The organism is Actinomyces urinae (genome assembly GCF_900119695.1).
GTDB lineage: Bacteria > Actinomycetota > Actinomycetes > Actinomycetales > Actinomycetaceae > Gleimia > Gleimia urinae.
The window spans coordinates 884,609-911,360 of the sequence record NZ_LT632547.1 but is presented as its reverse complement, the minus strand read 5'-3'; the positions used below and the strand labels follow the sequence as shown (position 1 = coordinate 911,360).

Sequence of the window (26,752 nt, the reverse complement as noted above, 5' to 3'; positions counted from 1 at the left end):
GCATTTTCGTGCGCGCAATGTTGCGTGTTTTCGAAATATTCCCATTACAGATGGTTAGACCATCCAATAACAAAAGGTGGAAAAATGACTCCAGATGCAGCTATTACATTCCTTGGAAACATGGATTTGTTCTGGCTTATCGCTGCAGCCGGTGGTGGTTTCTTCGGCGCCGCTATCGGTGGTAACTTTGCGTTCGGTTTCACGGGCATCCTGATTCTCTTGGGCTTTGGCATTACGCTAGCTACTGGCTCTGATGTGGGCTTTAGCTACCTGGCATTCGGCCCGGTATTTGGACCGCACATTACGTTTGCAGGTGCCGCTTCAGCAGCAGCCTATGCGGCTAAGAAGGGCCGTTTACAGGACACTGGCAAGGGCCGCGACATTAACACGGCACTTGCCGGACTCGGTGAGCCCGACGTGCTTCTTGTCGGCTCCCTCTTCGGCATGCTCGGCTATGTAATCAATAACCTCATTGCGATGATCCCGTGGTTCGGTTCGCACACCGATACAGTTGCTTTCACCGTTGTCATCCAGGGCTTGATTGCTCGCCTCCTCTTCTCCAGTACCGGCATGTTCGGCTGGGTAAGCAAGCTTGATGGCGACAGGCGCTGGATTGCGTGGCAAGAGAAGCCGAGCCAGTGGATCACTATTGGTGCTCTTGGTGGCCTCTTCGGTGCGGGCGCTGCAACCATGGTTTACTACCACGCTGGTGCAATGCTTGATCCGGACACCGCGGCGATCCTGATGGCGAACGCGAAGACGCTACCGTTCGCAATCTCCGCTATTACGATCTTCCTGCTCGTATTTGGCGTAACGATCCCGGTTTCGCACCACATCACCATTATTGGTGGTCTGGCAGGCGTAACCTTCTTTGAAGTCACTCAGTCGGGTGTTCTCGCGCTTATCCTTGGCGCGGTATTCGGCGTGATGTCGGCTGCGATTGCAGAGCTTGGTAACCGTCTCTGCTACGCGCACGGCGACACTCACATTGACCCGCCGGCATTCGCAATCTGGCCGTCCACCACGATCGTGCTCGCTCTGGGCGCGCTCTTAGCCTAAGACGGTCTCTAACTAAACAGTTAAGGAGTGCCGGGCAGTAGCTCATACTCCCGGCACTCCTTTCCTATAACAAGCCGTTTCGAAAACAACTGCAAAGCACAAGTTGGGAAAATGACTGACACAAAAACTACCTTGAGCTTTCCGTCCAAACTCTACGATGCCTACGTATTCGACATGGACGGCACCATCTACCTTGGTGATCATCTTCTTCCGGGTGTAAAACGAACCATTGAGGAGTTGCGCAGGCGCAACATCCCGGTTCGCTACCTTTCTAACAACCCGACTAAAGACCCGAGTCAGTATGTAGAAAAGCTCAGCAAGCTTGAGCTTCCTACTGATAATTCAGAAATCGCAAACACCGTTGTAACCATGACTCGGTGGCTTAAAGATCACCGTCCGGACGCGGTTGTATTCCCCATTGCGGAACAGCCTTTGATTGATGCTTTCAAAAATGCGGGCATTAAGATGAGTGATAATCCAGAGGAAATCGACATTGTTGTCGCCTCCTATGACCGCACTTTTGACTACCGGAAGTTACAGATTGCATTCGACGCGATTTGGTTCCATAAGCGCGCGATTCTCGTTGCAACCAACCCGGATCGCTACTGCCCGTTCCCAGGGGGGCGAGGCGAGCCGGACTGTGCGTCTATAATCGCTGCCATTGAGGCATGCACGGGTACGAAGGTGCAGATGATCGCTGGCAAACCGAACCCTGTCATGCTGGAAGAGGCTATTGCGGGTCTCGATGTGGATCCCACCAACTGCATGATGGTTGGGGACCGCCTCCACACTGACATTCAGATGGCTGTTCGCACGGGCATGTACTCAGCGATGCCTCTCACGGGTGATTCCACGATCGAAGAGGTTGCAGAACTCGACGAGAAAGATCGCCCCACCTATGTGATCGATCGACTTGACCGCCTTATTCCCGCTGATATTTGGGAAGAAAACGGCTGGACGGAAGACGACGCTTAGACCGTAACCCCATGACCTGTAGAGGTTGAAAGCGCTGCGCGAATTCAGCCCCCTACAAGTCATACCCGGGCGGTCATCCACTGAACTGCCACGGGAAACAAAAACTGAATTTTCGTAACTTATAGCAATGACGCTGAAAGGAAATCCAATGGTTAATCCGGGTTTTGAAGGTCCGTACCTGCTCGGTATCGACTTCGGTACGGAATCGTGCCGCGCCGCAATTTTCGATCTGAAGGGTGAGCCGATTGGCTTCGCCGCAACGCCCTACCGTACCTACCACCCACATCCGGGTTGGGCAGAGCAGTCTCCGGCCGACTGGTGGGAGGCACTTGGCGCGTCCGTTTCACAGGTACTCAATAACACGGGTGTTCCGGCCCGCAAGATCGCGGGTATTTCCTACGACGCCACGACCATGACGGTTGTGCCGATGGATGCGAACGGCCAGGAGCTTTCGCGTGCAATCATGTGGATGGACGTGCGCGCTACCAAGCAGGCGGCGCGTGCATCGACTATTGATCACTGGGCCCGCCTCTACAACGGCGGGGGCACGCTGGGCGCAACCGCAGAGTGGTTCCCGTTCAAGGCCGCGTGGCTACGTGAGAACGAGCGCGAGCTTTACGATTCGGCCTACCGCCTGCTGGATGCTCCGGACTGGCTGACCTACAAGCTGACAGGCGAGTGGACCGTTAACATCAACTCGGCAGCCATGCGCGGTTACTACAACCGTGACTACGGCGGCTGGCCGGTAGATTTTTACGAGCACATCGGCTGTGGTGATGTATTCGACAAGCTTCCCGAGGCCGTGCTGGACCTCGGTACCCCGATCGGTACGCTAACCCCGGCGGCTGCAAGCCACATGTCGCTAGTTCCCGGCATTCCGGTGGCGCAGGGTTGCGCGGATGCGTGGGCAGGCCAGATTGGCATGGGAGTTGTTGCTCCGGGACGTATCGCCGTTACCACCGGTTCGTCGCAGGTGATCAACGGCCAGTCGGATAAGCCGCTTCACGGTAAGGGCTTCTTTGGCTCTTACACGGATGGTGTTATTAAGGGCCAGTACACGGTTGAGGGCGGCCTCGTCTCATCCGGTTCGGTACTGAAGTGGTTCAAGGACGGCTTTGCTCGTGACGTTGTGCAGGCAACTGAGCGCGTTGGTCTGAACCCGTACCAGTATTTGGATAAGGCCTCGGCTCACATTCCGCCCGGCTCGGACGGCCTCATCGTTAACGAGTACTTCCAGGGCAACCGCACGCCGTACACCGACTCGAAGGCACGCGGTATCATCTGGGGCTTGTCGCTGCACCACACCCCAGAACACCTGTACCACGCCATCAAGGAAGCTGTCTGCTACGGCACGGCACACACTTTGAAGGCAATGAGCGACGCGGGCTTGAAGCCAACCGAGTTGGTGGCTGCAGGCGGCGCAACGAAGTCGCGTGACTGGATGCAGATGCACGCGGATGTTACCGGCCTACCTGTAGTTCTTCCCGAGGTGGGGGACGCGGTTGTGCTCGGATCGTGCATCCTCGCAGCGGTTGGTTCTGGCCAGTACAAGTCGATCGAGGACGCGGTTCGCAACATGGTCCACGAGAAGGACCGTATCGAACCGAACATGGCAACTCACGAAGAGTACAAGTTCTACCTCCAGCAGTACATGGATGCGTACCCGCAGATGCAGGAGCTCACCCACAAGAGTGTTGACCACGTGGCAGCAAGCAACTAAGGAAAGAAGTAAGTGATGACAAGCAAATTGATCGAAACTGCTCTAAAGACAGCCACTGAGACTCGCGAGATCCTTTTTGACCGCGATGCGGTAAGCCGTACTGGCGAGCTTTTCGCCCGGGTTTTCCCCGGCAAGAAGGTACTGGTCGTAGCCGATGGCAACACCTACGGTGCTTGCGGTGACGAGGTAGTGAAGTCGCTTAAGGAAGCGGGTGTTGAGTTCGCTGCCGATCCGTACATTTTCCCCGGCACGCCAACCCTGTACGGCGACTACGACAACGTATCGAAGCTACGCGAAGTTATCCGTCCGTTGGGTGATGAGACGGTGGTTTGCTCCATCGCATCGGGTACGCTAAACGACATCGCTAAGCTCGCCTCGGGCGAATTGGGCCGCGAGTACATGAACGTTTGCACCGCAGCCTCCGTGGACGGCTTCGCCTCGTTTGGTGCCTCCATTTCGCGCGACGGCTTCAAGATCACGCGTAACTGCCCGGCCCCGGCTGCCCTTGTTGCAGACCTTGAGGTCATGGCAAACGCGCCGCAGCGCCTCACGGCTACCGGCTATGGCGATCTGATTGAAAAGATCCCGGCGGGTGCAGACTGGATGCTGGCTGACGAGCTGGGGATCGAAGCGATCGATGACTACGTGTGGAGCCTCGTGCAGGGCCCGCTACGTGACACGCTCGCGGATCCGAAGGCTATTGCCGCCGGTGATGTGGACGCGATCGCAAAGCTTGGTGAAGGCAACATCATGTCTGGCCTTGCAATGCAGGCTGCGCAGTCCTCCCGCCCCGCTTCGGGTGCAGGCCACCAGTTCTCTCACGTTTGGGAGATGGAGGGCCACGGCCTCGACTGGGAGCCGCCGCTATCGCACGGCTTCAAGGTGGGCGTTGGTACCGTTGCATCGTGTGCGATCTGGGAAGAGACGCTCAAGCTCGACATCGAAAATCTAGACATTGAAGAGGTTGTAGCAAAGCAGCCCACCAAGGCTGAAGTTGAGGCGAAGGTTCGCGAAATCCAGTCCGAGCGCATCGTTGACGAGGCTGTGAAGCACACTCTTGGCAAGCACCTGGAAGGTGACGAGCTGCGCGAGCGCCTAACGAAGATCAAGGCTGCTTGGCCAAAGATTAAGGAGCGCGTCAAGGACCAGCTGGTCTCGCCGGAAGAGGCTGCACGCATGCTGAAGGATGCTAAGGCCCCTTACCACCCCGAAATGATCGAGATCGATTGGGATCGTTTCCGCCTGACGCACACCAAGGCGCAGCAGATTCGTCCTCGTTACACCGTGCTTGATGTTCTCGCGGACACAGGCATGCTGGATGAGGTCATCGAGCGTCTATTCGCCGCGGATGGCTACTGGGGCAAGCACCGCCACCCCGAGGCATAACCTCAAACACGCGCCTAGTGTTTGCCCGCGCGCCCTCCATTTCCGGGCGTGCGGGCAACCCCGGCTCCCAGGTATCGGCGAGCCATTTAAATATTCAAGCTTTAATTCTGGACCACAGGCCAAGTAGTTCAAGGAGGAACCTATGACCACTGAGTCACCCAAATACGTAATCGGCATCGACCTGGGCACTCTGTCTGGTCGCGCAGTAGTTGTTGACGCGAGCAACGGCGACGAGCTCGGATCAGCAGTAATGGAATACACGCACGCGGTTATGGACCACACTCTGACTGCGGGCGATAACCAGCAGCTGCCGCCGGATTTTGCACTCCAGGATCCTCGGGACTACCTGGAGGTCCTCTCAACTGTCATTCCGGGTGCTATTGAGGACGCGAAAATTAACAAGGACGACGTTGTAGGTATCGGCCTTGACGTAACCTCGGCAACCGTGATTGTGACTGATGAGGACGGCACGCCGCTTTGTGAGAAGGAAGAGTTTAGGAACAATCCGCACGCCTACGTGAAGCTGTGGAAGCACCATGGAGCGCAGGAGCAGGCGGACCGAATTGTTGCGCTGGCGCGTGAGCGCAAGGTGGACTGGCTGGCCCGTTACGGCGGCGAACTGTCCTCAGAAATGCTACTACCGAAGGCCTTGGAGACCTTGGAGAAGGCTCCGGAGGTATACAACGCAGCGGATCATATTGTGAACGCCCTGGACTGGCTGACCTGGATCCTCACCGGTCACCTGACCTACGCGGCTGGCGACTCGGGATACAAGCGCATGTACCAGGATGGTAAGTACCCGGACGAAGATTTCCTGAAGGCGCTAAACCCTGATTTCGGGGAAGTGTTCTCACAGAAGATGGCGGCTGAAGTTCTGCCACTTGGCGGCAAGGTAGGCACGCTGAACGAGCGCGGCCAGCGCATCACGGGCCTTTCCGGCAACGTAACCGTTGCGTCGGGCAACATTGACGCGCACGTAACCGCTCCTGCAGTGCAGGCAACCGAGGCCGGCCAGTTGACGGCGATTATGGGCACTTCTTCTTGCTACGTCGTTTCGGGTAAGGACTTCCAGCCGGTGCCAGGTGTGTTCGGCATCGTTGATGGCGGCATCATCGATGGTATGTGGGGCTTTGAAGGTGGCCAGACCGCTGTTGGTGATATTTACGCCTGGTTTGTTGAAAACTGCGTGCCGAAGGCCTACGCGGAAGAGGCGGAGAGCCGCGGCATTTCTCTCCACGAGCTACTCACAGAGAAAGCTTCGAAGCAGGAGGTTGGCGAGCACGGCCTGGTTGCGCTCGATTGGCACAACGGTAACCGTTCGATCCTGGTTGATGCGAACCTGTCCGGCATGATTGTTGGCCAGACGCTGGCTACTAAGCCGGAGGATCAGTATCGCGCGATCATGGAAGCCACGGCGTTTGGTGCCCGCGTGATTATTGAGAACTTCGAAGAGCACGGCGTTGAGATCAACGAGTTCATCGCCGCTGGCGGTTTGATTAAGAACCCGTTCCTCATGCAGATGTTCTCTGACATTACCAAGCTCCCTGTTTCTACGGCGCTGTCTTCGCAGGCTCCGGCTCTCGGCTCCGCTATTTTCGGCGCTGTTGCAGCGGGCTTGTACGACACAGTTTCAGAGGCCGCCGCGGCAATGGGCAAGCGGAAGAAGGCTGCCTACACGCCGGATGAGACCAGGTCTAAGCAGTATGACGAGCTGTACAAGCACTACAAGTACCTGCATGACCTCTTCGGCCGTGAAAACGAAGTGATGCATGATTTGAAACGCATCCGCCGTGAAGCACACGAGCGTCGCGCGAAGTAGACGGGAGCGATCAACTAAATGATTGAACTATCTAAGTTACCTTCAGAAGTTCAAGAGGCCGTCCAGCGTACTCGTGAGAACGTTGCGCGCCTGCACGCTGAGCTACCCCGCTGGGAGCTGGTTGTGTGGACCGCGGGTAACGTGTCGGAGCGCGTGCCTGGCACCGACCTGTTTGTGATCAAGCCTTCCGGGGTGTCTTATGACGAGCTGACTGCCGACAACATGGTGGTTTGCGACCTGGATGGTAAGAAGATAGCGGACGGGACGCCCGATAACCTCTCACCATCTTCGGACACCGCCGCGCATGCTTACGTTTACAAGCATATGGACGAGGTCGGAGGCGTGGTGCACACGCATTCGACGTATGCCACCGCTTGGGCGGCGCGCGGTGAGGAGATCCCGTGTGTGCTCACCATGATGGGTGATGAGTTTGGAGGCCCGATTCCGGTTGGTCCGTTTGCAATCATCGGTGATGATTCGATTGGTCGCGGAATTGTTCAGACTCTGCGCTGGCACAGGTCGAAGGCCGTGCTGATGCAAAACCATGGTCCTTTCACGATTGGTAAGGACGCAAAGGCTGCGGTTAAGGCCGCTGTCATGGTTGAGGAGGTTGCCCGCACGGTTCACATCGCTAAACAGCTTGGCGACGTGATTCCGATCGAGCAGCGCCACATTGATTCCTTGTATGACAGGTATCAAAACGTGTACGGCCAGCACTAGAAGTCGAATACAAAACCGTGGGGGTCATTCCAAAAGGAATGACCCCCACGGTCATGTTTAAGTCGATTTATCTGATTGGTTGTGGAGAAACTTAGCTACGTGCGCGGGTGCTTCTGAAGCCGGGGAACAAACCGTGCGGAAGCTAACTACAGGTTCTCGTCCTTGTTTTCGTCCTCGTCTTTGTCTGGCCCATGCAGGTCTTGAGGAGTATCCGCGTCCGAGGAGTCAGTAGGTGTTGACTGGCTTGAGGCGTCTTCGCCGTTCGGGATGGGCAGATCCTCCGCTCCAGAATCTACGCCTCGCGCAGCGGGGTCCGCACTGTCCCGGTCCTGCGCTCGTTCGGCCTCGTCCATCTGACGCTCGAATTCGCGCATGAGGTTCTCCGACCTCTTTTGGCGCATCTGCTTTTCCAAGTGCCAGGCCAAATTCGGGTCATCGTCAGGCGCGCCGTACATGTACGGATCCTGGTTCGTGTAGGTGCGTTGCGGAAGTTTTATCGCGGAGTCTTGCGAGTACCAAAAACCACGATTAACTTGGCCTCCGCGCGCCTCTGCTTGGGTCACGCGAGACACGATAATCCAGGCCAGGCCGCCCACTGGCGTCAGCAAAATCGCCAGCAAAAGCCACAGCGGTTTAGGGATTCGAGCGGGAATCTCATCTTTAGGGGTGCGCGCAATGTCAGCAACAGCAAAAATCGTCACTGCCAGCGACAAGATAACGATCATAACTCTAGCCATTTCGCACTCCTCAATAAGTCTTTAACCATTGTATGCACTGGCCCCGAATATGCTCGCCGGGCTTAGGACACCACTAGGCCAAAGCACACAGCCAGACCTGTGAACAGAGTTAAAAAGCCCGTATTACGCAGGATCGGAAGTAGCTCACGGCCCTTCGCCCCAGCCATGACCTTGCGCGAAATCAGTAGCACGGGCGCGGCAAACACAAGCAGATAGGCCGGCACGAACCGGGTTTGTATAAGGCCAAGCCCCGTCATAACCACACCAATGCCCAGCAGCCACGCGTATACGAGCCGAGAGAGGCGATCTCCCAGGCGAACCGGCAGAGTCCTCTTGCCCGTCTTTGAATCGGTTGGAATATCGCGAATGTTGTTTACAAACAGCAGGGCAACCGAGAGCATGCCCGTACCTGCCGCGCCGCACCACAGCCACCAAGGCGCCACCTGAATCTGCACCCACGTGGTTGCAACCGTGGCCATGAGGCCAAAAAACACGAAGACGAACAGCTCAGACAGGCCCACACCCATGTAGCCGTACGGGGTGCGCCCTCCCGTGTAAAACCAGGCTGCGGCCACAGCCGCAACTCCGGGAACCAGCAGCCACCACTGGCTCGAAATGTAAAGCAGAACGAGGCCAAGTACCCCCGCTAACGCGAAGCATCCCAGTGCCGCAGCGAGCACAGCTTTTGGGTTCACCTTGCCCCCGCCGGTTAGGCGAGGAGGCCCCGAGCGCACCGCATCTGTTCCGCGCACCCCGTCGGAGTAGTCGTTCGAAAAGTTCACCCCAACTTGTAGTGCAAGCGCCACTGCCAGAGCCAGGATCGAGCGGACGGCAGAAAATCCGCCTAGGAAATGCGCCGCGCCAATACCGATAAGCACGGGCGCGATTGCTGCGGGGAGTGTGCGAAGACGTGCGCCTTCGAGCCAGTCGTTGAAAGTCGCCATGTGCTCAGCGTACCCACGCGGCTTCAGACGCAACCAAATTTGCAACCATTGCGCCCACCGCGTGCCTATCAACTTTGCCCAGCGGCGTAACGGCAAGTTCGTCCACAACCGCAATGACTCGCGGGGCATGATCGCGCCCTAACTGCTCGCCAACCAGGTCTCGGATTTGCTTGGCGAACTTCGCGTACACCTCATTTTTATGGGCGGGCAGATCCGCACCGGCCTCGTCAATCTTCGCTCTAATGCAAGGCGAGGCGATAGCGGCAGCCACTACCTGCCCCCACTTCTCGTCAGACAGGGCAACAACCGCTACGTCGACAACGTCCTTTGCTGCCGCAATCACGTCCGCAACGCGCGTGGGGGCCACGTTCACCGCGCCAGAAACAATCACGTCGTCAGACCGGCCCAGCACCTGCAGACTGTTGCCATCCCATTCGCCCGAGTCAGAGGTGCGTAGCCAGCGCTGCCCGTCCTCCACGTCGAATGGGCGGTCAAAACCGTCCACATATCCATCCATGAGGACAGGGCCGGCAATCTGAATTCGACCATCAACCGTGCGGATCTGCACGCCCGGCAGGGGAGTGCCGTTGTAGACGCAACCGCCCCCGGTCTCGCTCATGCCGTACGTGGTGACCACATTGATACCGGCCGCGCGGGCGCGATCCAGCAGATTCGACGAGGTGCCCGCTCCTCCCACCAGCACCGCGTCTAGACGCGCGAGTTGCTCCACGAGTTCGTCTCCAGCCTCGAGGGCGTCATACAACTGTTTAGGGACCAAAGATAGGTAGGAGCGGTGATCATCATCGTCGGCCGCAGTACGGCACGCGACTTTCAGGGCCTCCTCATCAAAACCGGCTGACATGTCCGCGATGATGGGGGAGGCCTCGGCAACGCAGGTGCGAATCAGGGTTTGCAGTCCCGCAACGTGATGCACGGGGAGCGCCACAATCCAGCGGCCCGGCCCGCCCAAAGCCTCGTGCGTGGCCCGGGCAGACGCTACCAGCGCGCCGAACGAGAGGCCCACAAGCCGCGGATTGCCGGTGGTGGATCCGGAGGTCTCTAAAATCACGTCCACGCTGCCCGGCAACTGCTTGATGCGCTTTTGTAGCGCGGCGTTGGTTTGAGCCGCGCGCGCAGGCATCGCCTCGCTGGCCTCTCGCGGCGCCAAAATGATGCGCTGCTTGCGCTGCACGCCCGTCTTCTCAAACCGCTCGTATAGCTCCCATAGCTTGTGTACCGCCGAATATGTCATGGTTACCGCGCCGGGCGTGGTTCCTCCCGGAACAATCATCAGTTGGGCAGCGGAATCAGTAGCGTTCATCGACGTCATTAAAAATCCATTCACATACGAGGGAGCCTGGACAATGCCGGGCGTGCAAACGGGCAAGGTGCCAGTCTGCTGGGGGAGTGGCTAGAAGAAAATGGTTAAAAATAGTACGGGTAGCTTGACCAGTCCGGGCTGCGCCGCTCTAGGAAAGCGTCGCGCCCCTCCTGTGCTTCTTCGGTCATGTACGCCAGGCGCGTAGTTTCCCCGGCAAACACCTGCTGGCCAGCTAAGCCGTCATCGGCGAGGTTGAACGCGAACTTCAACATGCGGATGGCCTGGGGAGACTTCGTTGCAATAATCCGCGCATATTCGAGCGCGGTAGCTTCCAGGTCCGCGTGCGGCACGGCTTCGTTCACAACGCCCCAACGCTCCGCGTCCTCGGAGCTATATTCGCGCGCCAAGAAGAATATCTCTCGCGCCCGCTTATCCCCAGCTTGACGTGCCAACAGGGCGGATCCGTAGCCGGCGTCAAACGAGCCCACATTCGCATCAGTTTGCATGAAACGCGCGTGTTCGATGGAGGCCACCGACAGGTCGCACACCACGTTGAGTGAGTGGCCGCCGCCTGCTGCCCAACCTGGGACAGCGGCGATCACAACCTTGGGCATCGTGCGGATCAGGCGCTGTACCTCCAGAATGTGGAGGCGTCCGGCCCGCGCATTGTCCATGTTCTGGCGGCGCTTCGAAACCTCAGCTTCATCAGAAATATCGGTCTTTTCGTACTGATACCCGGCCGCGCCGCGGATGCGCTGGTCTCCGCCCGAGCAAAACGCGTAGCCGCCATCCTTAGCGGACGGCCCATTGCCCGTGAGGATTACGGCCGCCACGTCCGGGCTCATGCGTGCGTGATCTAGGCAAGCGTAAAGCTCGTCGACGGTGTGGGGGCGAAACGCGTTGCGCAGGTGCGGGCGATCAAACGCGATGCGCACCACGGGCAAGTCTTCCCCGGCGGGAGCCCCGTCTTCCTCGCCGCGCGAAATGCCGCGATGGTAGGTCATGTCAGTAAGCTCGAAACCTTCCACCTCACGCCAGCGGGAGGGGTCAAAAGTGTCCGAAACATTGGGTAAAGCGCTCATGCGTACATCGTAGTTGTTCCTGCGAGTTTTAGCTTTAAAGGTCACCTAGTCCGCATCAGAGCGCGCCCGGCACGGGTTAGAGTCCGCGAAAAATCGGGGAAAACTAGGGTTGCCAAGGTTTCCATGATTTACGTAATGTAGGCGTTACGTAATGTTGAAAAAGGTTTCGAGATGTGGTTAGGTTAGCCTTACCTATGTGAAAAGGAAAGTTAAAACTAATGCGTAAACTATCGCTCGGCGCCGTTGCCGTTCTTGCTTCCCTTGCCCTCGCCGCATGCGGGGCCGGAGGCACGTCTTCCGCACCAGAAACCACGGAGACCACAACTGAAGCAGCCGGCGCATTCCCGGCAACCGTCACCCACAATGCGGGTGAGACCACCATCGAGTCTCAGCCCAAATCCGTCGTCGTGCTCGACATGGCCGCGCTCGACACCATCGACGCGCTGGGCGCGGGAGACCTCGTGACCGGCGTGCCCGTCAAGTCTGTCCCCACCTGGCTGAAGGATGACCAGGGCATCGACTATTCCACCCTCGAAAATGTGGGAACGCTGAAGGAGCCCGACGTAGAGGCCATTGCGAAACTTAACCCCGACCTTGTAGTTGTGGGCGCGAGGTCCGCGAAGTTCTACGATGAGTTCTCCAAGAACTTCACCACCATTGACGCCTCCGTCCCGTGGGACAAGGATGGCTACTCGCAGCGCGCTGCCGAATCTGTAGAAATGCTTGCTACCGCCGTGGGTAAGGCCGAGCGCGGCGCGGAACTAAAGGATGAACTCCTTGCAAAAATCGCCGAATACAAGACTGAGGCTGAAAAATCGCAGCGCGGTAGTGCGATGGTCTTGATGACCAATGGTGGGGAAGTGTCAATGCATGGGCCGCAGTCCAGGTGGGCGCCAATCTATGACGTGTTCGGTTTCAAGCCCGTAACTGAAGGCGAAGCTGAAGAAGGCCACAAGGGCCAGAAGATCTCGTTTGAAACCGTGCGTGAGCTTGCTCCCGACTACATCTTCGTGATTGACCGCGACGCGGCCATTGGCAGCACCGAGGCTGGAACCAGTGCGCAGCAAGTTCTGGACAACGACCTCGTAAATGAAACCCCCGCGGCCAAGAACGGTCACATCGTTTACCTGTCGCCAGAGCGCTGGTACGTCGTCATGACGGGCGCATCCAACTTCATGGCTGAGCTAGAAGAAGTAGCGGCCGCCACCAAATGAGCGCTCCCGCTCTAACCGCTAAGCCGGTAGCTGCCAACCAGTCCCGATACGCTCTGGGGCTGGCTGGCGGCGCCGCCTTGCTCGCGGTGCTAATGGCCGTATCCGTAACGGTTGGTACCGCAGACCTATCCATTGCGAATCTGATAAGCGGCCAGTTAAGTAGCGCGGAAGCTCAAGTTCTAACCGTGTCGCGTATTCCCCGCACCCTCGCCATCGTGCTTGCAGGCGCCTCCATGGCAGTTGCCGGCCTCGTCATGCAGATGCTGGTGCAAAACCGCTACGTAGAACCCTCCACCACCGGCGTCACCGAATCCGCCGGCCTGGGCGTGCTGGTTGTGACCCTGCTGTTCCCAGCAGCCTCGATCCTGGTGAAAATGGGATTCGCCGTGATTTTTGCCCTCGGCGCAACCCTGGTGCTCCTCGCCCTGATCCGCTCCATCCCACGCAAAGACCCAATCATCGTGCCACTACTCGGCATTGTCCTCTCCGGCGTTATCGGAGCCGGAGCCACCTTCCTCGCCTGGGAATTTCAACTGCAGGGCACCTTGCAGGCATGGCTAACCGGTGACTTTTCGGGCACTATTTCCGGCCGTTACGAACTGCTGTGGATCGTGGCCGGGGCGTGCGCTCTCGCATACCTGTTTGCAGACCGGTTCACAGTGGTGGGGCTGGGCGAAAACTTCTCCACAAACCTTGGCCTTAACCACGCCCGCGTCACTCGTCTAGGCCTAGCCATAGTCGCCATCGTGGCCGGCACAACCATCGTGGTTGCCGGATCGCTTCCCTTCCTCGGTCTCGTTGTCCCCAACGTCGTGTCACTCATCATGGGGGACTACCTGCGCCGGTCGCTACCCTTCGTCGCCATGGGCGGCGCCGGTTTTGTTCTCGTCGCCGACATTCTCGGACGCATCCTGATCGCGCCGGCCGAAATTCCCGTTGGTGTCGTAATGGGTGTGCTTGGCGGCGCCATATTCCTCGTTATCTTGTTGAAAACGGTGAAGTTATGACCACCATCGCCCTGCCCCTCGTGCGCCCGCTTCGATCCGAAACGGCCGTTGGAAGTGCTCCCCACATCGCAGCGGTCATGGCGAAACGAACTAAAGACGTGCGCCTGCGTGTGCTCATCGCGGTGGGTCTAGCCGTGATCGCGATGCTGTTCTTTCTGCTGTACGGGGCGCTTGACGCGTGGCAAATCATTGCGGCGCTGCGCATCAAACGCCTTGCTGGCCTCGTGGTGGTGGCCGTTGCTCTCTCTGCTGCCACCGTGCTGTTTCAAACGGTCACGCGCAACCGCATCCTCTCTCCCTCCGTCATGGGATTCGACGCGATGTTTACCCTGGTGGCAACCAGCCTGGTGTTCTTCCTTAGCGCGCGCGTAACAAATCTGATTCCACCCGCCCTGATGTTTGCGGTGCAAGCCTGTCTTATGGTGCTGTTGTCCGTCACCATGTTCCTCGCGATCATGCGCAAAGGCCGCGCTTCAACGCATCTGCTGGTCCTGGTTGGCATCGTTGTTGGCGCACTGTTGCGTTCAATCACCACGATGATGTCGATCATCATGGACCCCAACGAGTTCTTGACCGTGCAAGACCTCTCCACGGCTTCATTCGCAGCCATTAATACGAGCGCACTCGGCATCACCGCGTTGGTGACTCTGATTGGCCTGGCTTACGCCATCAAACGGTCGCGCGATTGGGACGTGTTGGCTCTGGGGCCAGACATGGCCACGTGCCTGGGGCTTAACTACAGTCGCGAAGTTAAAACCGTGCTGGCAACCTCCGCTCTGCTAGTTTCAGCCGCCACAGCTCTGGTCGGTCCACTCATGTTTTTTGGCCTTCTGGTAGCAAACATTGCCGTGCATGCCCTCGGATCTACGTCCATCCGCCACCTCGTACCCGGCGCAAGCGCGATTGGCATCATCGTCCTCGTAGGCGGACAAGCTATCTTGGAGCATGTTCTTTCAGGAGGCACCATTTTGCCCGTTGTGATTGAACTGGTAGGCGGCGCACTACTGCTGGTCATGCTAGTTAGGGGATCGAAATGATCGAGCTGCGCAACGTGACCATGTCCTACGGGGCTGATCCCGTAGTAAAAAACGTGAGCTTCAACTTGGCTGATAGTGGACTCACCGCCCTCATCGGGCCAAACGGGGCAGGCAAATCCACCCTCCTTTCCGGCATTGGGCGCCTCATCCCGCTCGCGGATGGTCAAGTCCTGGTAGACGACATTGATGTGAAGGACTGGAAGAGCGAAGAACTTGCTAAGAAGATTGCGATTTTGAGGCAGGAGAACCATCTTTCGGTACGGCTCACGGTTGCCGAGCTTGTCATGCTGGGACGCCACCCGCACGGTCGTGGGCGCATCGGTCAAGAGGACCAAGAAAAGGTAGCTGAAGCCCTGAAGTCAGTGGACATGCTTTGCCTCGCTGACCGGTTCTTGGACGAGCTCTCGGGCGGGCAGCGCCAGCGTGCATTCATCGCCATGACCCTCGCGCAAGACGCCAAATACCTGCTGCTCGACGAGCCGCTCTCTGCCCTCGACATGCGGCACTCGCGCGACATGATGCGCCACCTCGTACGCGCCACAAAAAACCAGAACATGTCCACCGTGGTTGTCATTCACGACATCAACACGGCCAGCGCCTATGCCGATCGTCTCATTGCTTTGAAAGATGGTGAGGTAGTAGCGGACGGCACTCCGGACGACGTCGTGCGTCCTGAAGTTTTGGAAGACATCTTCGAGGTAGACGTTGAAGTTGTACACGTGAACGGGCGCCCCGTGGCCGTGCCCCTCGCTTAGCGATTTCGCGGTCCGCAAGTGGCTTGAGGCAGAAGAGGAATGGCTGCCTCGACAACGAAGAAAGCGTGGACATGCCTGCGCGCGTCCGGTGCTGTTAATAGACTGGACGCATGGATTTTCCTCTACGTGGACGCAGTTTTTTGCGTGAACTCGACTTCAGCACTAGCGAGTGGACCTACCTGCTTGACCTTGCCGGGCAGTTGAAGAGCGCGAAAGCACAGGGGCGTGAAACCCAGTATCTGCAGGGATTGCAAATTGCCCTTGTATTCCAAAAAATGTCTACCCGCACCCGGTCTGCCTTCGAAGTTGCAGCATTTGACCAAGGCGCAAACACCACGTATTTAGATCCGGCGTCATCTCACGTGGGTTACAAGGAATCCGTGTCGGATACCGCGCGCGTGCTTGGCCGTATGTTCGACGCCATCATGTTTCGCGGTGACAGGCATGACATTGTGGAACAGCTACACCAGTGGGCAGGTGTTCCTGTCTTCAACGGGCTCACCGATCTTTGGCACCCCACGCAGATGCTTGCCGACGCCCTCACCATGCGTGAACATTCCGGTGTGCCGCTAACCGAAACAGCATTCGCTTACGTGGGCGATGCGCGCTACAACATGGGCCGATCCCTCCTCGTTCTTGGAGCAATGCTCGGCATGGATGTGCGCATCGTTGCGCCAACCGCCCTGCAGCCGCCCGCTGAGCTGGTAGAACAAGCTAAAGATCTAGCGGCTTCGACCTCGGGAGCGGTTACGGTAACTGACGACGTCGAGGCCGTTGCGGGCGCAAGCTTTGTGCACACCGACATGTGGGTGTCAATGGGGGAGCCCGAGCACGCGTGGGACGAGCGTGTTCGCCTACTCACGCCCTATCGCGTGGACGCGGCCCTCATGGATCGGGCCGGTGCAGACGCGAAATTCATGCACTGCCTGCCCGCGATTCACGACACCAACACCCAGGTTGGCAAGATGATACTTGAGCGTTACGGCCTGAACGGGTGCGAAGTGAGCGACGAAGTATTCGAATCGGAACGCTCCATCGTGTTTGACCAGGCCGAAAACCGCATGCACACAATTAAAGCCGTCATGGTCGCTTCCCTGGGACGCGAATAGACCCCAAAGTAAAAGGACTGCGCAATGAATCCGATTTTGCCTACAAACGAACTTTGCTACGGAGGCGACTGGAACCCCGAGCAGTGGCCCGGCGAAACTGTCCGCGAAGACATCGAACTGATGCATGAAGCCGGAGTGAACCTGGTGACTCTCGGCGTTTTCTCATGGGCCAAACTGGAGCCGCGTCCCGGCCAGTACAACTTCGAGTGGCTCCGCGAAATCATGGATCAGTGCGCAGCCGCTGGTATCTACGTTGATTTGGCCACCGGCACTGCCTCCCCGCCCGTGTGGATGGCCCGCCAGCACCCCGAATCTCTACCCGTAGACGAGGCAGGAGTGCGCCTCTCTTTTGGCTCGCGCCAGCAGTACTGTCCCTCTAGCGCCGTCTACAAGGAACGGTCGGTAGCGCTCGCGGCCGCGCTCGCGAAGGAGTTTTCTAACCATCCTGCCCTCGTCATGTGGCACATCAACAATGAGTACGGTTGCCACGTACATGGCTGTTACTGCGATTCCTGCGAGAGTGAGTTTCAGGCGTGGCTGCGTGAGAAATACGGTTCCATTGAGGCGCTGAATCACGCGTGGAACACGAGGTTTTGGTCTCAAACCTACAGCGACTTCACTGACATATACCTGCCGCGCAAGATGCCCGCACAACATAACTCGTCGCAGCTGCTGGACCATGCGCGCTTCGTGGACAGTCAGCTTCGCGGCCTGTGCCTGGCCGAGATGCATCAGGTACGAGAGGTTGATCCCTCTATCCCTGTAACCACGAACTTCATGGACGAATTTCCTTTTACGAATGGGCGCGAGTGGGCTAAGCATCTAGACCTGGTTTCCGACGATTCCTACCCGGATCCCGCGCTTGCCGGTAGCTCTCACGAGGTCGCATTCACTTCTGCCCTCATGCGCGGATACCGCGGCGGTCAACCGTTCCTGCTGATGGAACAAACGCCCGGAGCAGTGCAGTGGCGCCCTGAGAACAGTCCGAAGAGGTCCGGTCAACTAACCCTCTGGTCTCTTTCCCGCGTGGCGCACGGCGCGGACGGCATCTTGCACTTCCAGTGGCGACAAAGCCCTGGCGGAGCGGAAATGATGCACTCTGCAATGGTGGCACACGCGGGTAAGAACGCGCAGTCTTGGGCCGAGGTTGTACAACTTGGTGAGTACTTGCGTCGCCTGACCCCGGTGGTGGGGCAGCGGGTGCAGGCCAAGGTTTGCATCGTGGCGGATTGGGACAGCATGCAGGCACGAGCCGCAGTGGTCGGCCCCGATAGCCTGCCGCCGGCCATGCACGGGGCGCGGGCGTGGCACCGAACCCTATGGGAGATGAACATCGCCGCTGATGTGGTCGGTATTGAAGACGACTTGGCTGGATACGATCTGATATTAGTTCCCGAACTGTTCATCGACTACGCGGACTTTGCTGATCGTCTCCAGGCCGAAGCTCGCCGCGGCGCACATGTGCTTGTTGCGGCTCCCTCGGGCGTAGTTGATGAATCTGGCCGCGCGATTTTGGGCGGCTACTTGGGATCGCTAACAAATCTGCTGGGCGTTCGCGTCACGCAACACGCCGTGGCATCGCCAAATGCGCAGCGTTGGAATGTTCCAAGCCTGAACGAAGTGGACCCGCGCGTTGACCGGATTACGAGGGCAGTGCACGTCCCCTCCAAGCAGGGCTTCCACAACTTGGAGGTGCGCTCGGAAGAGTTGAAACGAGCGCTGGACCAGATTGGCACGCCGCAGCCAACCCCGCGTGGGGGCACGTGGGGCGAGTACGTGATGGCAACGGGCGCGGCCAGCGACTTCACTGACCCGATGTGGCTAAACGACGAGGTCGAGGTGATGGCGCAGTTTGCTTACGAGTCAGATCTTGGAGGATGGCCGGCAATCACTCGCAGGAGAATCGATAAGGGCAGCGCGTGGTACGTGGCAACGGATCTGGATGCTACCGGCCGAGCTGCCCTCATGCGCGTGCTTGGTGCGTACGCGCGCCTAGACATGAGCGGTATGGAGCTACCCGACGGTGTAGAACGGGTTGTACGCGGACCGGTCACGTTCTACATGAACCACTCTGACAAGGCTGTGCAACTATCTGGAGTTACCGGGTTTGACCTGATTTCGCAGGCGGATGCGACGGGCCATGCTGTGCTCGCACCCCGCTCCGCAATGGCGATCTTGAATCACTAGGCAAGGCATGGGATCAGCCCCTCTCTCGCACGCGGGTAGGGGCGGGGCTGGTAGTTCTGCTAAAGCAGGTGGGCTCAACGAGCCTTTGTGGCCTACTTGCGGTGTGGACTCTCGAGCCTCCACTTCGGCAGTAGCCACAGCGGGTACTTGTTTGAGAACAGGCCGACCACGGTGCCAACCGCTCCGACGGCGGACAGTAGGCAACCGAGGATAAACAGTACCCACACGCCTCCGGTCAACTCGTTGAACAGGCCGGATAGTCCGATAACTCCCAGGCCGAAAAGCAAGACGGTGAAACTGGGGAGGAAGACGAAGGCGAATCGTTCATCCACGATGCCATCTTCGGTTTCCCACGCCCGCGACGAGGGCGTGTCTTTGCGTAGCCACACGGTTGCGATTAGGGCAGCCAGGCCCAATACGAATGCGATGATCGTCATGTCCCAAGCTTACCCACACGAGCCGGCGTAGGGCCGTCCGGATCTGTACTTGCCGCGAATCGAGTGTTGGTAGCAGCAGAGCCGGAGCCGGCGGCGCCACGAAATGCGCGCGAGTTTGGCAAAATGGGGATGTGAATGATGCCCTCCCCACTGATTCTGCTCGGCTTCTCGAGGTCGCGATTGAGGCGCTTCCTGCCTCGGTTGTGAACGTGTTTGAAGGAATTGACCGGCTGCTCTATTTTCGGTTGCCACTAAAGAATAGGTTTCGGCGTATCACTGTGCGCGACGGCCTGATTTTGCGCGGACCGGGCGGCTGGGCGGAAGTTTCGCCGTTTTGGGATTATGACGCCCGCGAATCAGCCCAGTGGCTGCGCGGCGGGCTTGAGGCCGCGCGAAGTGAGCCGCTACCGCGTAAGCGCGAGGCCGTGCCGGTTAACGCAACGGTGCCGGTGGTGGATCCGCAGGTGGCGTTCGACATTGTGAAGAATTCGGGTGGCGCTCGCACGGTAAAGGTAAAAGTGGCGGATCCGAACTCCACTATTAGCGAGGATTGCGCGCGTATCGAGGCGGTCCGTGAGGCTCTCGGCCCGGCGGGGCAGATACGCGTGGATGCAAACGCGGCGTGGGACGTGCCTCAAGCACTGGAGGCCATTCGTGAACTGAATCGGGCGTGCCTAAGCGGGGGCGGCGCAGACCTGGAGTATGTGGAGCAACCTTGCGCAACGGTGGAGGAACTTGCGCGCGTTCGCCAGCAGGTGGACGTGCGGATTGCGGCGGATGAGTCGGTGCGCCGCGCCTCAGATCCTCTAGCGGTGGCACGCGCGGGCGCTGCAGACCTGGTGATTGTAAAGGTGCAGCCCCTGGGCGGTGCAAAGCGCCTGATCGATGTGGTTGAGCGGGCAGGCTTGCCCGCGGTTGTCTCCTCCGCCTTGGATTCGTCGGTGGGTCTGGCCCGCGGTGTGGAGTGCGCGGCGGCGTTGGACGAGCTACCGTTTGCCTGCGGCCTCGCTACCTCGCAAATGTTCACGGCGGACGTCACCAAAACTCCGCTTCGACCGGTAGATGGGGTTATTACTCCTCAAGAAATCGAGATTGACGAGGCCGCGGTGTCGTTCTTGCCGCATGGGCGCGACGAGGCGGAGCACCTGACGCGGTGGCTCGCTAGGCTTGAAGAAATGGTTCACTGCCTGTAGTGGCGGGGGAGGGTTATGCCTGCTTGTGTTGATGCGCGCTGGTTGATTGCGACGCTGGCTCCGTACGTGCGCGATTTTGTGGTTGCTGCGGGTTCGCGTAGCGCTCCGCTTGCGTATGCGATTGCTAGTGCGGAGGGCAGCGGGATGGTGTGCGCGTACCCCGCGTTCGATGAGCGTAGCGCCGGGTTCTATGCGCTGGGTTTGGCGCAGGCTTCGAAGGCTCCGGTTGCGGTGGTGACAACTTCCGGTACGGCCCCCGCACACCTACTACCAGCGGTGATCGAGGCGTTCCACACGGGTGCGCCGCTCATTGTGATTTCGGCGGATCGGCCCTTCGAGATGAGGGGGGTGGGCGCGTCGCAGACCACGGATCAATCAGGGTTGTTTGGCAATCACGTGGTGGCGCAGCTGGATGTGCCGGCGGACGTGGGGATTAGTCCGGACGCTCTCGCGGTGTCCGAGGACGGCGTTGCGAGGGCCTTTGTTGCCCGTGTTCGCCGCCTGGTGGGGCAGGCTGTGGGCGTGCGCGGGGCGGGCGGTCCGGCGCATATTAATATCGGATTTCGTGATCCTTTGACCCCGGAGGGGGCGCCTGCGGTAGCGGATCTAGACGCGGGGATCCCCGCCCGGCTTGCGCGGCGTCAGCCGGCTGTGACCGCGTGGGAGGATGCCGTGCATGACTTGCGCACGGTCATTGTCGCGGGAGACAAGGCCGAGGGGACAGCACAGCTGGCTCAGGCGGCCGGGGTTCCACTTTTGGCAGAGCCTTCCTCCGGCGCATTTGGAGCTCCCGCTTTTTGTGGATTCCAGCAGCAGATGCTCACTCGGTTTGCCGGTGAAGTAGAACAGGTCGTGGTGCTTGGCCATCCCAGCTTGTCTCGCCCGGTTTCGCGCCTGCTGGCTGGCCCTGCACGGGTGGTTGTAGCCTCGAACGCACGCGAATACCCCGATGTTGCGGGTAGCGCCGACCTCGTGGTTGAGCAGCTTGCCCCTGCCAGACAGAAGATGTCACAAGGCGCGTGGACAAGAAGTTGGGCCGAGCATGCCCAAAACATTGGCCGGTGGATCCAGGCGCGCGAGCTCAGTCAGCTCGCTGTTTCCTCCCTCCATGAAGGAAACAGCCAGGGCGACAATCCGCGCGCGACGGATGCCAACTCAGGCACCCACCACCGAGTGCCGCACGGTGTTATTGCCGCCCGCGCAGTGTGGGACGCGTACGCAAACGCCTCGCGCGCGGATGGACCGGCAGATGTCTCTCACGCCCTGGTACTCGGCGCTTCAAATTCGATTAGATACATTGATTTGGCGGCGGATTCGCCTGTGGGGAACTGCGCGAAAGGGGTGTTTGCCGCGCGCGGCCAGGCGGGAATTGACGGCACGATCGCAACGGCGAAAGGCATTGCGATGGGTCTTGATTGCCCCGTTCGTGTACTGCTTGGAGACCTCACGTTCATGCATGACATTGGTTCGCTTCTGCTCCCTGCGGGGCAGTCCGTGCCAGATGTGGATGTGGTTGTGATAGACGATCAAGGTGGGCGAATCTTCCAGTCGCTCGAACACGGCCTTGCCCCAAGCGCGCTCTACGAAAGGTTCTTTGCAGTTGCGCACAGCCTCGACTTTGAGGCGCTTGCCGCCGCTACCGGCTGGGAGTACGTGCGCGCGGACTTCACCTCCGCTACCCGAAACGGCAAGAACGGCGTTGAAGCAGATGCTTTTGAAACACTGACGAGGGCGCTCGCAGACCGGCCGCGGGGGCGGATCATTCACGTGGTGGCAGACCACAGCGAGGTGCGCGCCGGCGTGCAATCACTTTTTCCAGAAAAAACCCAGGTGTACTAAAGAAATCGCTCAGAACTGCCGGTCAACATATACATTGTTTTGAAAAAGTACAGATAATTTTTAGGAGCCACGATGGAGAATGAGCGTCCCAGGGATTACGAGGGCGAGCCAGATTCCGTTACCCCTGAAACCCCGCAGGGCGAGCCCACCAAAACCCCGGACCAGCCGCGCTATGTTTACCGAACCGCAGATTCACAAGGCGCAGACCAGCAGGATCCACGTGAGCAAGAAGAGGTAAAAGAGCAAGGACAGGCTCAGGCATACTCCGCGCCCGCAGCCTCGCAAAACTACCCGCAGCAAGATGCCATACCGCAGCAATCGTATGACCAGCAACAATATGGTCAGCAAGCTAGCGGACAGCAGTCATACGGCCGGGCTGATTACGGTCAGGCGAACTACGAGCAACAGAGCTATTCGCAGCAGACGCAACCCGAGCAGTCGTATGGCCAACCGTTTGGCTATGCCCAAGACGTGCAGACAGCGCCGCGCAAGCCGGCTAAGAAAGGGCCGGGTTGGGGCGCACTCATAATCGCAATGCTACTTGCTGCGTTCCTCGCTGTCGGTGGCACGATCGCTACCCTAAAGTTTTCGGGAGCATATGCGCCCGCAGCCAGTAGCCAGCAGATTCAGCAGCCATCGGGTGAAAAGACCCCAACCGTTCAGGTTTCGGGAGAGGGCACTGACTGGCAGGCGGTAGCTAACGCGGTTCGCCCCGCCACGGTCTCCATTCAAGTCAGCACGGGCGATGGCGGTGACACCGGTTCGGGTGTTGTTTGGGATAGCAACGGCAACATTGTGACGAACTATCACGTGGTTTCTGCCGCAGTTAATAACGAGCAGGCAAAAATCACGGTCCGTGCCAGCGGAAGCCGACTTTACGAGGCGGAGATTGTGGGCATCGACCCAACCACGGACCTGGCTGTTATCCGTATGAAGAACCCGCCCGCTGATTTGGTTGCGGGTAACTTTGGTGATTCCAGTCAGCTGAAGGTGGGCGAGGCCGTGATGGCAATCGGCTCGCCGCTGGGGCTCACGGACACGGTGACCACCGGTATCGTTTCGGCGCTGGATCGCCCGGTGGCGGTGAAGACGGCTGTGCCAAACGATCAAAGCGAGCAGTTCAACTACCAGTTCCCGTACTTCCTGCAGCAGTCGCCGCAGTCAGAAACCGTGGTAACAAACGCTATCCAGGTGGATGCCTCGATTAACCCCGGCAACTCGGGCGGTCCGTTGTTTGACGCGCAGGGCCGTGTGATTGGCATCAACTCCTCAATTGCGTCGATGGGTAAAGAGGGCTCAACTGGCTCTATCGGCCTCGGATTCGCAATCCCGGTGAACCTGGTGAAGAACGTGGTGACCCAGCTGATTGAGAAGGGCGAGGCGGTGCACGCCCAGCTTGGCGTGAGCATCTCTACTGCGGCGGTCCAGGTGGGTGAGGAAACTCGCCTGGGTGCGAAGGTGGAGTCGGTACTGTCAGGAGGAGCGGCCGCAGATGCGAACCTGCGGGTTGGCGACGTGATCGTGTCGATAGATGGCAACGACGTGGTGTCCTCCGCTGCGCTTACGGGATTTGTGCGCAGGTACAACTCGGGTGACACGGTGACGTTGGGGATAGCTCGCGGCGGTGAGATCACCGAGGTCCAAGTGGCCCTCAAAGCTAAGTAGCTAGCTCGGCCAGCTCACATTCAGCGATCGGCCTCGAAGATTAGTTTTCGAGGCCGATCGCCTGCAGTACGGGCAGCATTTTTGCCCCGGTTTCGGCCAGTTCTACCTCGGGAATGGATTCGGGCATGATGCCCCCGCCGGCGAACACGCGGATTGAGTGCTCGTCGGGAAGAACCTGGCCGCAGCGTAGAGCAATTGCGCACGCTCCCTCGCCCGCCCCGTCGATCCAGCCGACGGGCCCGGAGTAGCGGCCGCGATCGGTCAGTTCATGCTTGGACAAAAGCTCGAATGCATCCTGTGTGGGGGCGCCGCAAACCGCGGCCGTGGGATGTAGGGCCCGAACCGCTTCGCAAATGGGTGCAAGGCCCTCCTCAATCGCGGTGAGGTCAGCAGTGACATCGGTGGCAAGGTGCGTGACGTTTGGAAGGTCCAAGAGGAACGGCTGGCTGGGGGCGTTGAGGTCGCGGCTAAGCCCTGCCAGGGCGTCCACCACTGATTGCACGGCAAGGGCGTGCTCTTCGCGGTCTTTAGCCGAGTCCCACAGGGCGGTGCCTTTCCCCGGAGGACATGTGCCGGCAAGTACGCGGGACTTCAACTGTCCGCCGCGCACGGACGCAAGCATTTCCGGTGACGCTCCGGTAAGGCCGGCAACGCTAAACGTCCAGGTGGTGGGGTATGTCTTAGCGAGCTCTTGTAAAACCGCAACTAGGTTAATCGGATGGTCAGATCGAGCCGTAATATCGCGAGCCATAACAGCTTTTTGTGCCCGGCCGTCGCGCAGTTCGCCCACGACCATGGCAACCGCGTGCTTCCATGCGGATCGTGACATGGTGCCCGGATCTAAATACCAGTTGGGTGCTCCGGCTCCGTCCTCGTGCCCGGTGTTGCGCTGACCCGCGCCGTCCGCGACGGCGCGGAGTTCCTCGCCGCCTGCCTCAATAATCGTCTCAATCTTCCACGTGGCATCGCCCAATGCCACCCATGCAATGCGCGGCAATACCAGCGCCCCCGGCGTTCCAGGAGCAAAGCCAAATGACATTAGCGCCAGTGGAGCGTGTATCCCCGTCCGGGCTAAGAACTCCTCGCCGCCCTCCACGCTTGCCTCGGCGATTAGCGCCAACCAGTCTCGGCCTGCTACCTGCATGTGTGGTTGATTTTGAACTATGCCGGGATTCTCTGGCCGCGGGTTGGGCAGTAGCGCGCGTGAAAGCATTTTGAAAGTGGGATGCGCGAGGCCGTAGCTGCCCTCCTCTGCTGCAATGATGGCAAGTGCTATACCGTCCCCAACGATGATTGGCTGGGCATCCGTAGCGAGTGCAGGCCCGCTCCAAACCGAGAGATTACGTGCGCCATCAACGCGCCACAGAAGCTCTAAGAATGTGGAGGGGCCACCAACCTCGCTGATCGAAACGCGCAGTTTTGGGCGCGCATGCGGATCGCGAAGGCAAAATCGTCGTGCGGAGTTCAATACGGTCACGGTATCCCATACTACCTGGCCTCGTGTTTTCGTTGCGGCAGGGACCCTGACGCTCATGTTTGTTTGGAATCTTAGGCATCGGGCAGCCTTGAAGAGTGGGCATCACCTGGTTGAAGTTCACCTCTGGCATAGAACCGTGACAAGATAGATCCCATGGCAAAACGTGACCTTAAAGCTTCAGACGTAAATCGTGCATCGCTAGAGAAGCGTCCCCACGAGGTCGCGGGCATGTTCAACAAAGTGGCAAGTCGATACGACCTAACTAACGAGGCGTTGACGTTTGGTCAGGTGCACATTTGGCGCAGGGGAGTGGTGCGCGCCCTCAATCTGAAACCGGGCGAACGAGTGCTTGATCTGGCTGCCGGAACGGGTGGTTCCACGGCGGCGCTCGCAGAAACTGGCGCGCATGTGATCGCGTGTGACCTGTCGGAGGGCATGATCGAGGTCGGGCGCCAGCGTCACCCAGAATTGGAGTTCGTGCAGGGAGACGCAACTGATCTGCCGTTTGAGGACGCCTCATTTGACGCGGTGACTATTTCGTTTGGCCTGCGCAACGTGCAAAACACTGAGAAAGCATTGCAGGAAATGGCGCGCGTGACCAAGCCGGGCGGGCGCCTTTTGATCTGTGAGTTTTCACGACCGACTTGGCCGGTGTTTAACGCCGTTTACGGGTTTTATTTGGAAGAGATTTTGACGCGTGTTGCAAAACTTCTGTCTTCGGATGACGAGGCGTATGACTATCTGATTGAGTCGATTCGCGAGTGGCATGACCAGGATACGCTGGGCAGAATGATCGCCCAGGCCGGCTGGGGTCGCGTGCAGTACCGCAACTACACGGGCGGTATTCTTGCGTTGCATCGCGCTGTTAAACCGTGAAGTGCTGTTACGCGGTTTTCGCGGTACGCTCACTGTGATCAATAAAATAAGTAACACTGTCGTAATCAAATACGATTGTCTTTGAGGCGGCCAGGCGTTCGTTTCCCGTGCCAAATCGGCTTGTTTCTGTATATTTTGTGGACCTACCCCACCTGGTGGATAGGGTAGGGACATATGGGCATTCCGCCTGTAG

At 58.9% G+C, this 26,752-nt stretch carries 22 protein-coding genes; 16 read left to right on the top strand and 6 right to left on the bottom strand.

Annotated elements, in window-relative coordinates; all coding sequences use genetic code 11:
* The first annotated feature begins 84 nt into the window (after positions 1 to 84).
* The 6 genes from BQ7114_RS05495 to BQ7114_RS05470 all read left to right on the top strand — a co-directional run bounded on the left by BQ7114_RS05495 (position 85) and on the right by BQ7114_RS05470 (position 7,679).
* The gene (locus BQ7114_RS05495; RefSeq protein ID WP_072342973.1) at positions 85 to 1,059 is read left to right on the top strand and encodes a DUF7973 family transport facilitator; all 975 of its coding nucleotides are present in this window, start codon (positions 85 to 87) and stop codon (positions 1,057 to 1,059) included.
* A gap of 111 nt (positions 1,060 to 1,170) precedes the next feature.
* Positions 1,171 to 2,034 carry an HAD-IIA family hydrolase gene (locus tag BQ7114_RS05490; protein WP_072342969.1) on the top strand — a complete coding sequence of 288 codons (864 nt, stop codon included), beginning with the start codon at positions 1,171 to 1,173 and terminating at the stop codon, positions 2,032 to 2,034.
* Positions 2,035 to 2,182: 148 nt separating this feature from the next.
* On the top strand, positions 2,183 to 3,754 hold the full coding sequence (locus BQ7114_RS05485) for an FGGY-family carbohydrate kinase (protein ID WP_072342966.1): 1,572 nt from the start codon (positions 2,183 to 2,185) through the stop codon (positions 3,752 to 3,754).
* Between the two features lie 15 nt (positions 3,755 to 3,769).
* On the top strand, positions 3,770 to 5,140 hold the full coding sequence (locus BQ7114_RS05480) for a sn-glycerol-1-phosphate dehydrogenase (protein ID WP_072342963.1): 1,371 nt from the start codon (positions 3,770 to 3,772) through the stop codon (positions 5,138 to 5,140).
* 142 nt (positions 5,141 to 5,282) lie between these two features.
* Positions 5,283 to 6,959 (top strand): ribulokinase, encoded by a 1,677-nt coding sequence (locus BQ7114_RS05475; RefSeq protein WP_072342961.1) that lies wholly within the window; start codon positions 5,283 to 5,285, stop codon positions 6,957 to 6,959.
* An 18-nt stretch (positions 6,960 to 6,977) separates the two neighbouring features.
* Complete coding sequence (locus tag BQ7114_RS05470) at positions 6,978 to 7,679, top strand: L-ribulose-5-phosphate 4-epimerase (protein ID WP_072342958.1); 702 nt, start codon at positions 6,978 to 6,980, stop codon at positions 7,677 to 7,679.
* A 146-nt stretch (positions 7,680 to 7,825) separates the two neighbouring features.
* Here the strand turns inward: BQ7114_RS05470 and BQ7114_RS05465 are convergent, their stop codons facing one another.
* The 4 genes from BQ7114_RS05465 to BQ7114_RS05450 all read right to left on the bottom strand — a co-directional run bounded on the left by BQ7114_RS05465 (position 7,826) and on the right by BQ7114_RS05450 (position 11,763).
* Complete coding sequence (locus BQ7114_RS05465) at positions 7,826 to 8,416, bottom strand: PLDc N-terminal domain-containing protein (RefSeq protein ID WP_072342956.1); 591 nt, start codon at positions 8,414 to 8,416, stop codon at positions 7,826 to 7,828.
* A 62-nt stretch (positions 8,417 to 8,478) separates the two neighbouring features.
* A complete protein-coding gene (locus BQ7114_RS05460; RefSeq protein ID WP_072344847.1) occupies positions 8,479 to 9,360 on the bottom strand; it encodes a 1,4-dihydroxy-2-naphthoate polyprenyltransferase in 882 nt (293 codons plus the stop codon).
* A 4-nt stretch (positions 9,361 to 9,364) separates the two neighbouring features.
* The gene (locus tag BQ7114_RS05455; protein WP_072342953.1) at positions 9,365 to 10,690 is read right to left on the bottom strand and encodes an AMP-binding protein; all 1,326 of its coding nucleotides are present in this window, start codon (positions 10,688 to 10,690) and stop codon (positions 9,365 to 9,367) included.
* Positions 10,691 to 10,785: 95 nt separating this feature from the next.
* The gene (locus BQ7114_RS05450; RefSeq protein ID WP_072344844.1) at positions 10,786 to 11,763 is read right to left on the bottom strand and encodes a 1,4-dihydroxy-2-naphthoyl-CoA synthase; all 978 of its coding nucleotides are present in this window, start codon (positions 11,761 to 11,763) and stop codon (positions 10,786 to 10,788) included.
* A 218-nt stretch (positions 11,764 to 11,981) separates the two neighbouring features.
* Between BQ7114_RS05450 and BQ7114_RS05445 the strand changes: the two genes are divergently transcribed.
* The 6 genes from BQ7114_RS05445 to BQ7114_RS05420 all read left to right on the top strand — a co-directional run bounded on the left by BQ7114_RS05445 (position 11,982) and on the right by BQ7114_RS05420 (position 19,072).
* Positions 11,982 to 12,977: a siderophore ABC transporter substrate-binding protein gene (locus BQ7114_RS05445; protein ID WP_072342950.1), complete on the top strand. Its 996-nt coding sequence runs from the start codon at positions 11,982 to 11,984 to the stop codon at positions 12,975 to 12,977.
* Complete coding sequence (locus BQ7114_RS05440; protein WP_230205977.1) at positions 12,974 to 13,984, top strand: ABC transporter permease; 1,011 nt, start codon at positions 12,974 to 12,976, stop codon at positions 13,982 to 13,984. The genes BQ7114_RS05445 and BQ7114_RS05440 overlap by 4 nt, the downstream gene beginning before the upstream one ends.
* Positions 13,981 to 15,021 (top strand): iron chelate uptake ABC transporter family permease subunit, encoded by a 1,041-nt coding sequence (locus tag BQ7114_RS05435; protein ID WP_083431751.1) that lies wholly within the window; start codon positions 13,981 to 13,983, stop codon positions 15,019 to 15,021. Before BQ7114_RS05440 ends, BQ7114_RS05435 begins: the two co-directional genes overlap by 4 nt.
* The gene (locus BQ7114_RS05430; RefSeq protein WP_072342947.1) at positions 15,018 to 15,776 is read left to right on the top strand and encodes an iron ABC transporter ATP-binding protein; all 759 of its coding nucleotides are present in this window, start codon (positions 15,018 to 15,020) and stop codon (positions 15,774 to 15,776) included. Before BQ7114_RS05435 ends, BQ7114_RS05430 begins: the two co-directional genes overlap by 4 nt.
* A 110-nt stretch (positions 15,777 to 15,886) precedes the next feature.
* Positions 15,887 to 16,885 (top strand): ornithine carbamoyltransferase, encoded by a 999-nt coding sequence (gene argF / locus BQ7114_RS05425; protein ID WP_072342944.1) that lies wholly within the window; start codon positions 15,887 to 15,889, stop codon positions 16,883 to 16,885.
* A gap of 24 nt (positions 16,886 to 16,909) precedes the next feature.
* Complete coding sequence (locus BQ7114_RS05420) at positions 16,910 to 19,072, top strand: beta-galactosidase (RefSeq protein WP_072342941.1); 2,163 nt, start codon at positions 16,910 to 16,912, stop codon at positions 19,070 to 19,072.
* A gap of 92 nt (positions 19,073 to 19,164) precedes the next feature.
* On the opposite strand, the gene BQ7114_RS05415 is transcribed toward BQ7114_RS05420, so the two are convergent.
* Positions 19,165 to 19,509, bottom strand: coding sequence for a hypothetical protein (locus BQ7114_RS05415; RefSeq protein WP_072342938.1), 345 nt, complete (start codon positions 19,507 to 19,509; stop codon positions 19,165 to 19,167).
* A 131-nt stretch (positions 19,510 to 19,640) separates the two neighbouring features.
* Here BQ7114_RS05415 and BQ7114_RS05410 point away from each other — a divergent pair, with 131 nt between their 5' ends.
* From BQ7114_RS05410 to BQ7114_RS05400, 3 genes are all read left to right on the top strand, one after another.
* Positions 19,641 to 20,702 (top strand): o-succinylbenzoate synthase, encoded by a 1,062-nt coding sequence (locus BQ7114_RS05410; protein ID WP_072342935.1) that lies wholly within the window; start codon positions 19,641 to 19,643, stop codon positions 20,700 to 20,702.
* A gap of 15 nt (positions 20,703 to 20,717) precedes the next feature.
* A complete protein-coding gene (locus BQ7114_RS05405) occupies positions 20,718 to 22,541 on the top strand; it encodes a thiamine pyrophosphate-binding protein (protein WP_072342932.1) in 1,824 nt (607 codons plus the stop codon).
* Between the two features lie 72 nt (positions 22,542 to 22,613).
* Positions 22,614 to 24,206 (top strand): S1C family serine protease, encoded by a 1,593-nt coding sequence (locus tag BQ7114_RS05400; protein WP_230205976.1) that lies wholly within the window; start codon positions 22,614 to 22,616, stop codon positions 24,204 to 24,206.
* A 40-nt stretch (positions 24,207 to 24,246) separates the two neighbouring features.
* Here BQ7114_RS05400 and BQ7114_RS05395 read toward each other — a convergent pair whose 3' ends face one another.
* Positions 24,247 to 25,740, bottom strand: a complete 1,494-nt coding sequence (locus tag BQ7114_RS05395; protein ID WP_083431750.1) for an isochorismate synthase — start codon at positions 25,738 to 25,740, stop codon at positions 24,247 to 24,249.
* A 96-nt stretch (positions 25,741 to 25,836) separates the two neighbouring features.
* Here BQ7114_RS05395 and BQ7114_RS05390 point away from each other — a divergent pair, with 96 nt between their 5' ends.
* Positions 25,837 to 26,559, top strand: a complete 723-nt coding sequence (locus tag BQ7114_RS05390) for a demethylmenaquinone methyltransferase (protein ID WP_072342926.1) — start codon at positions 25,837 to 25,839, stop codon at positions 26,557 to 26,559.
* Positions 26,560 to 26,752: the final 193 nt, after the last annotated feature.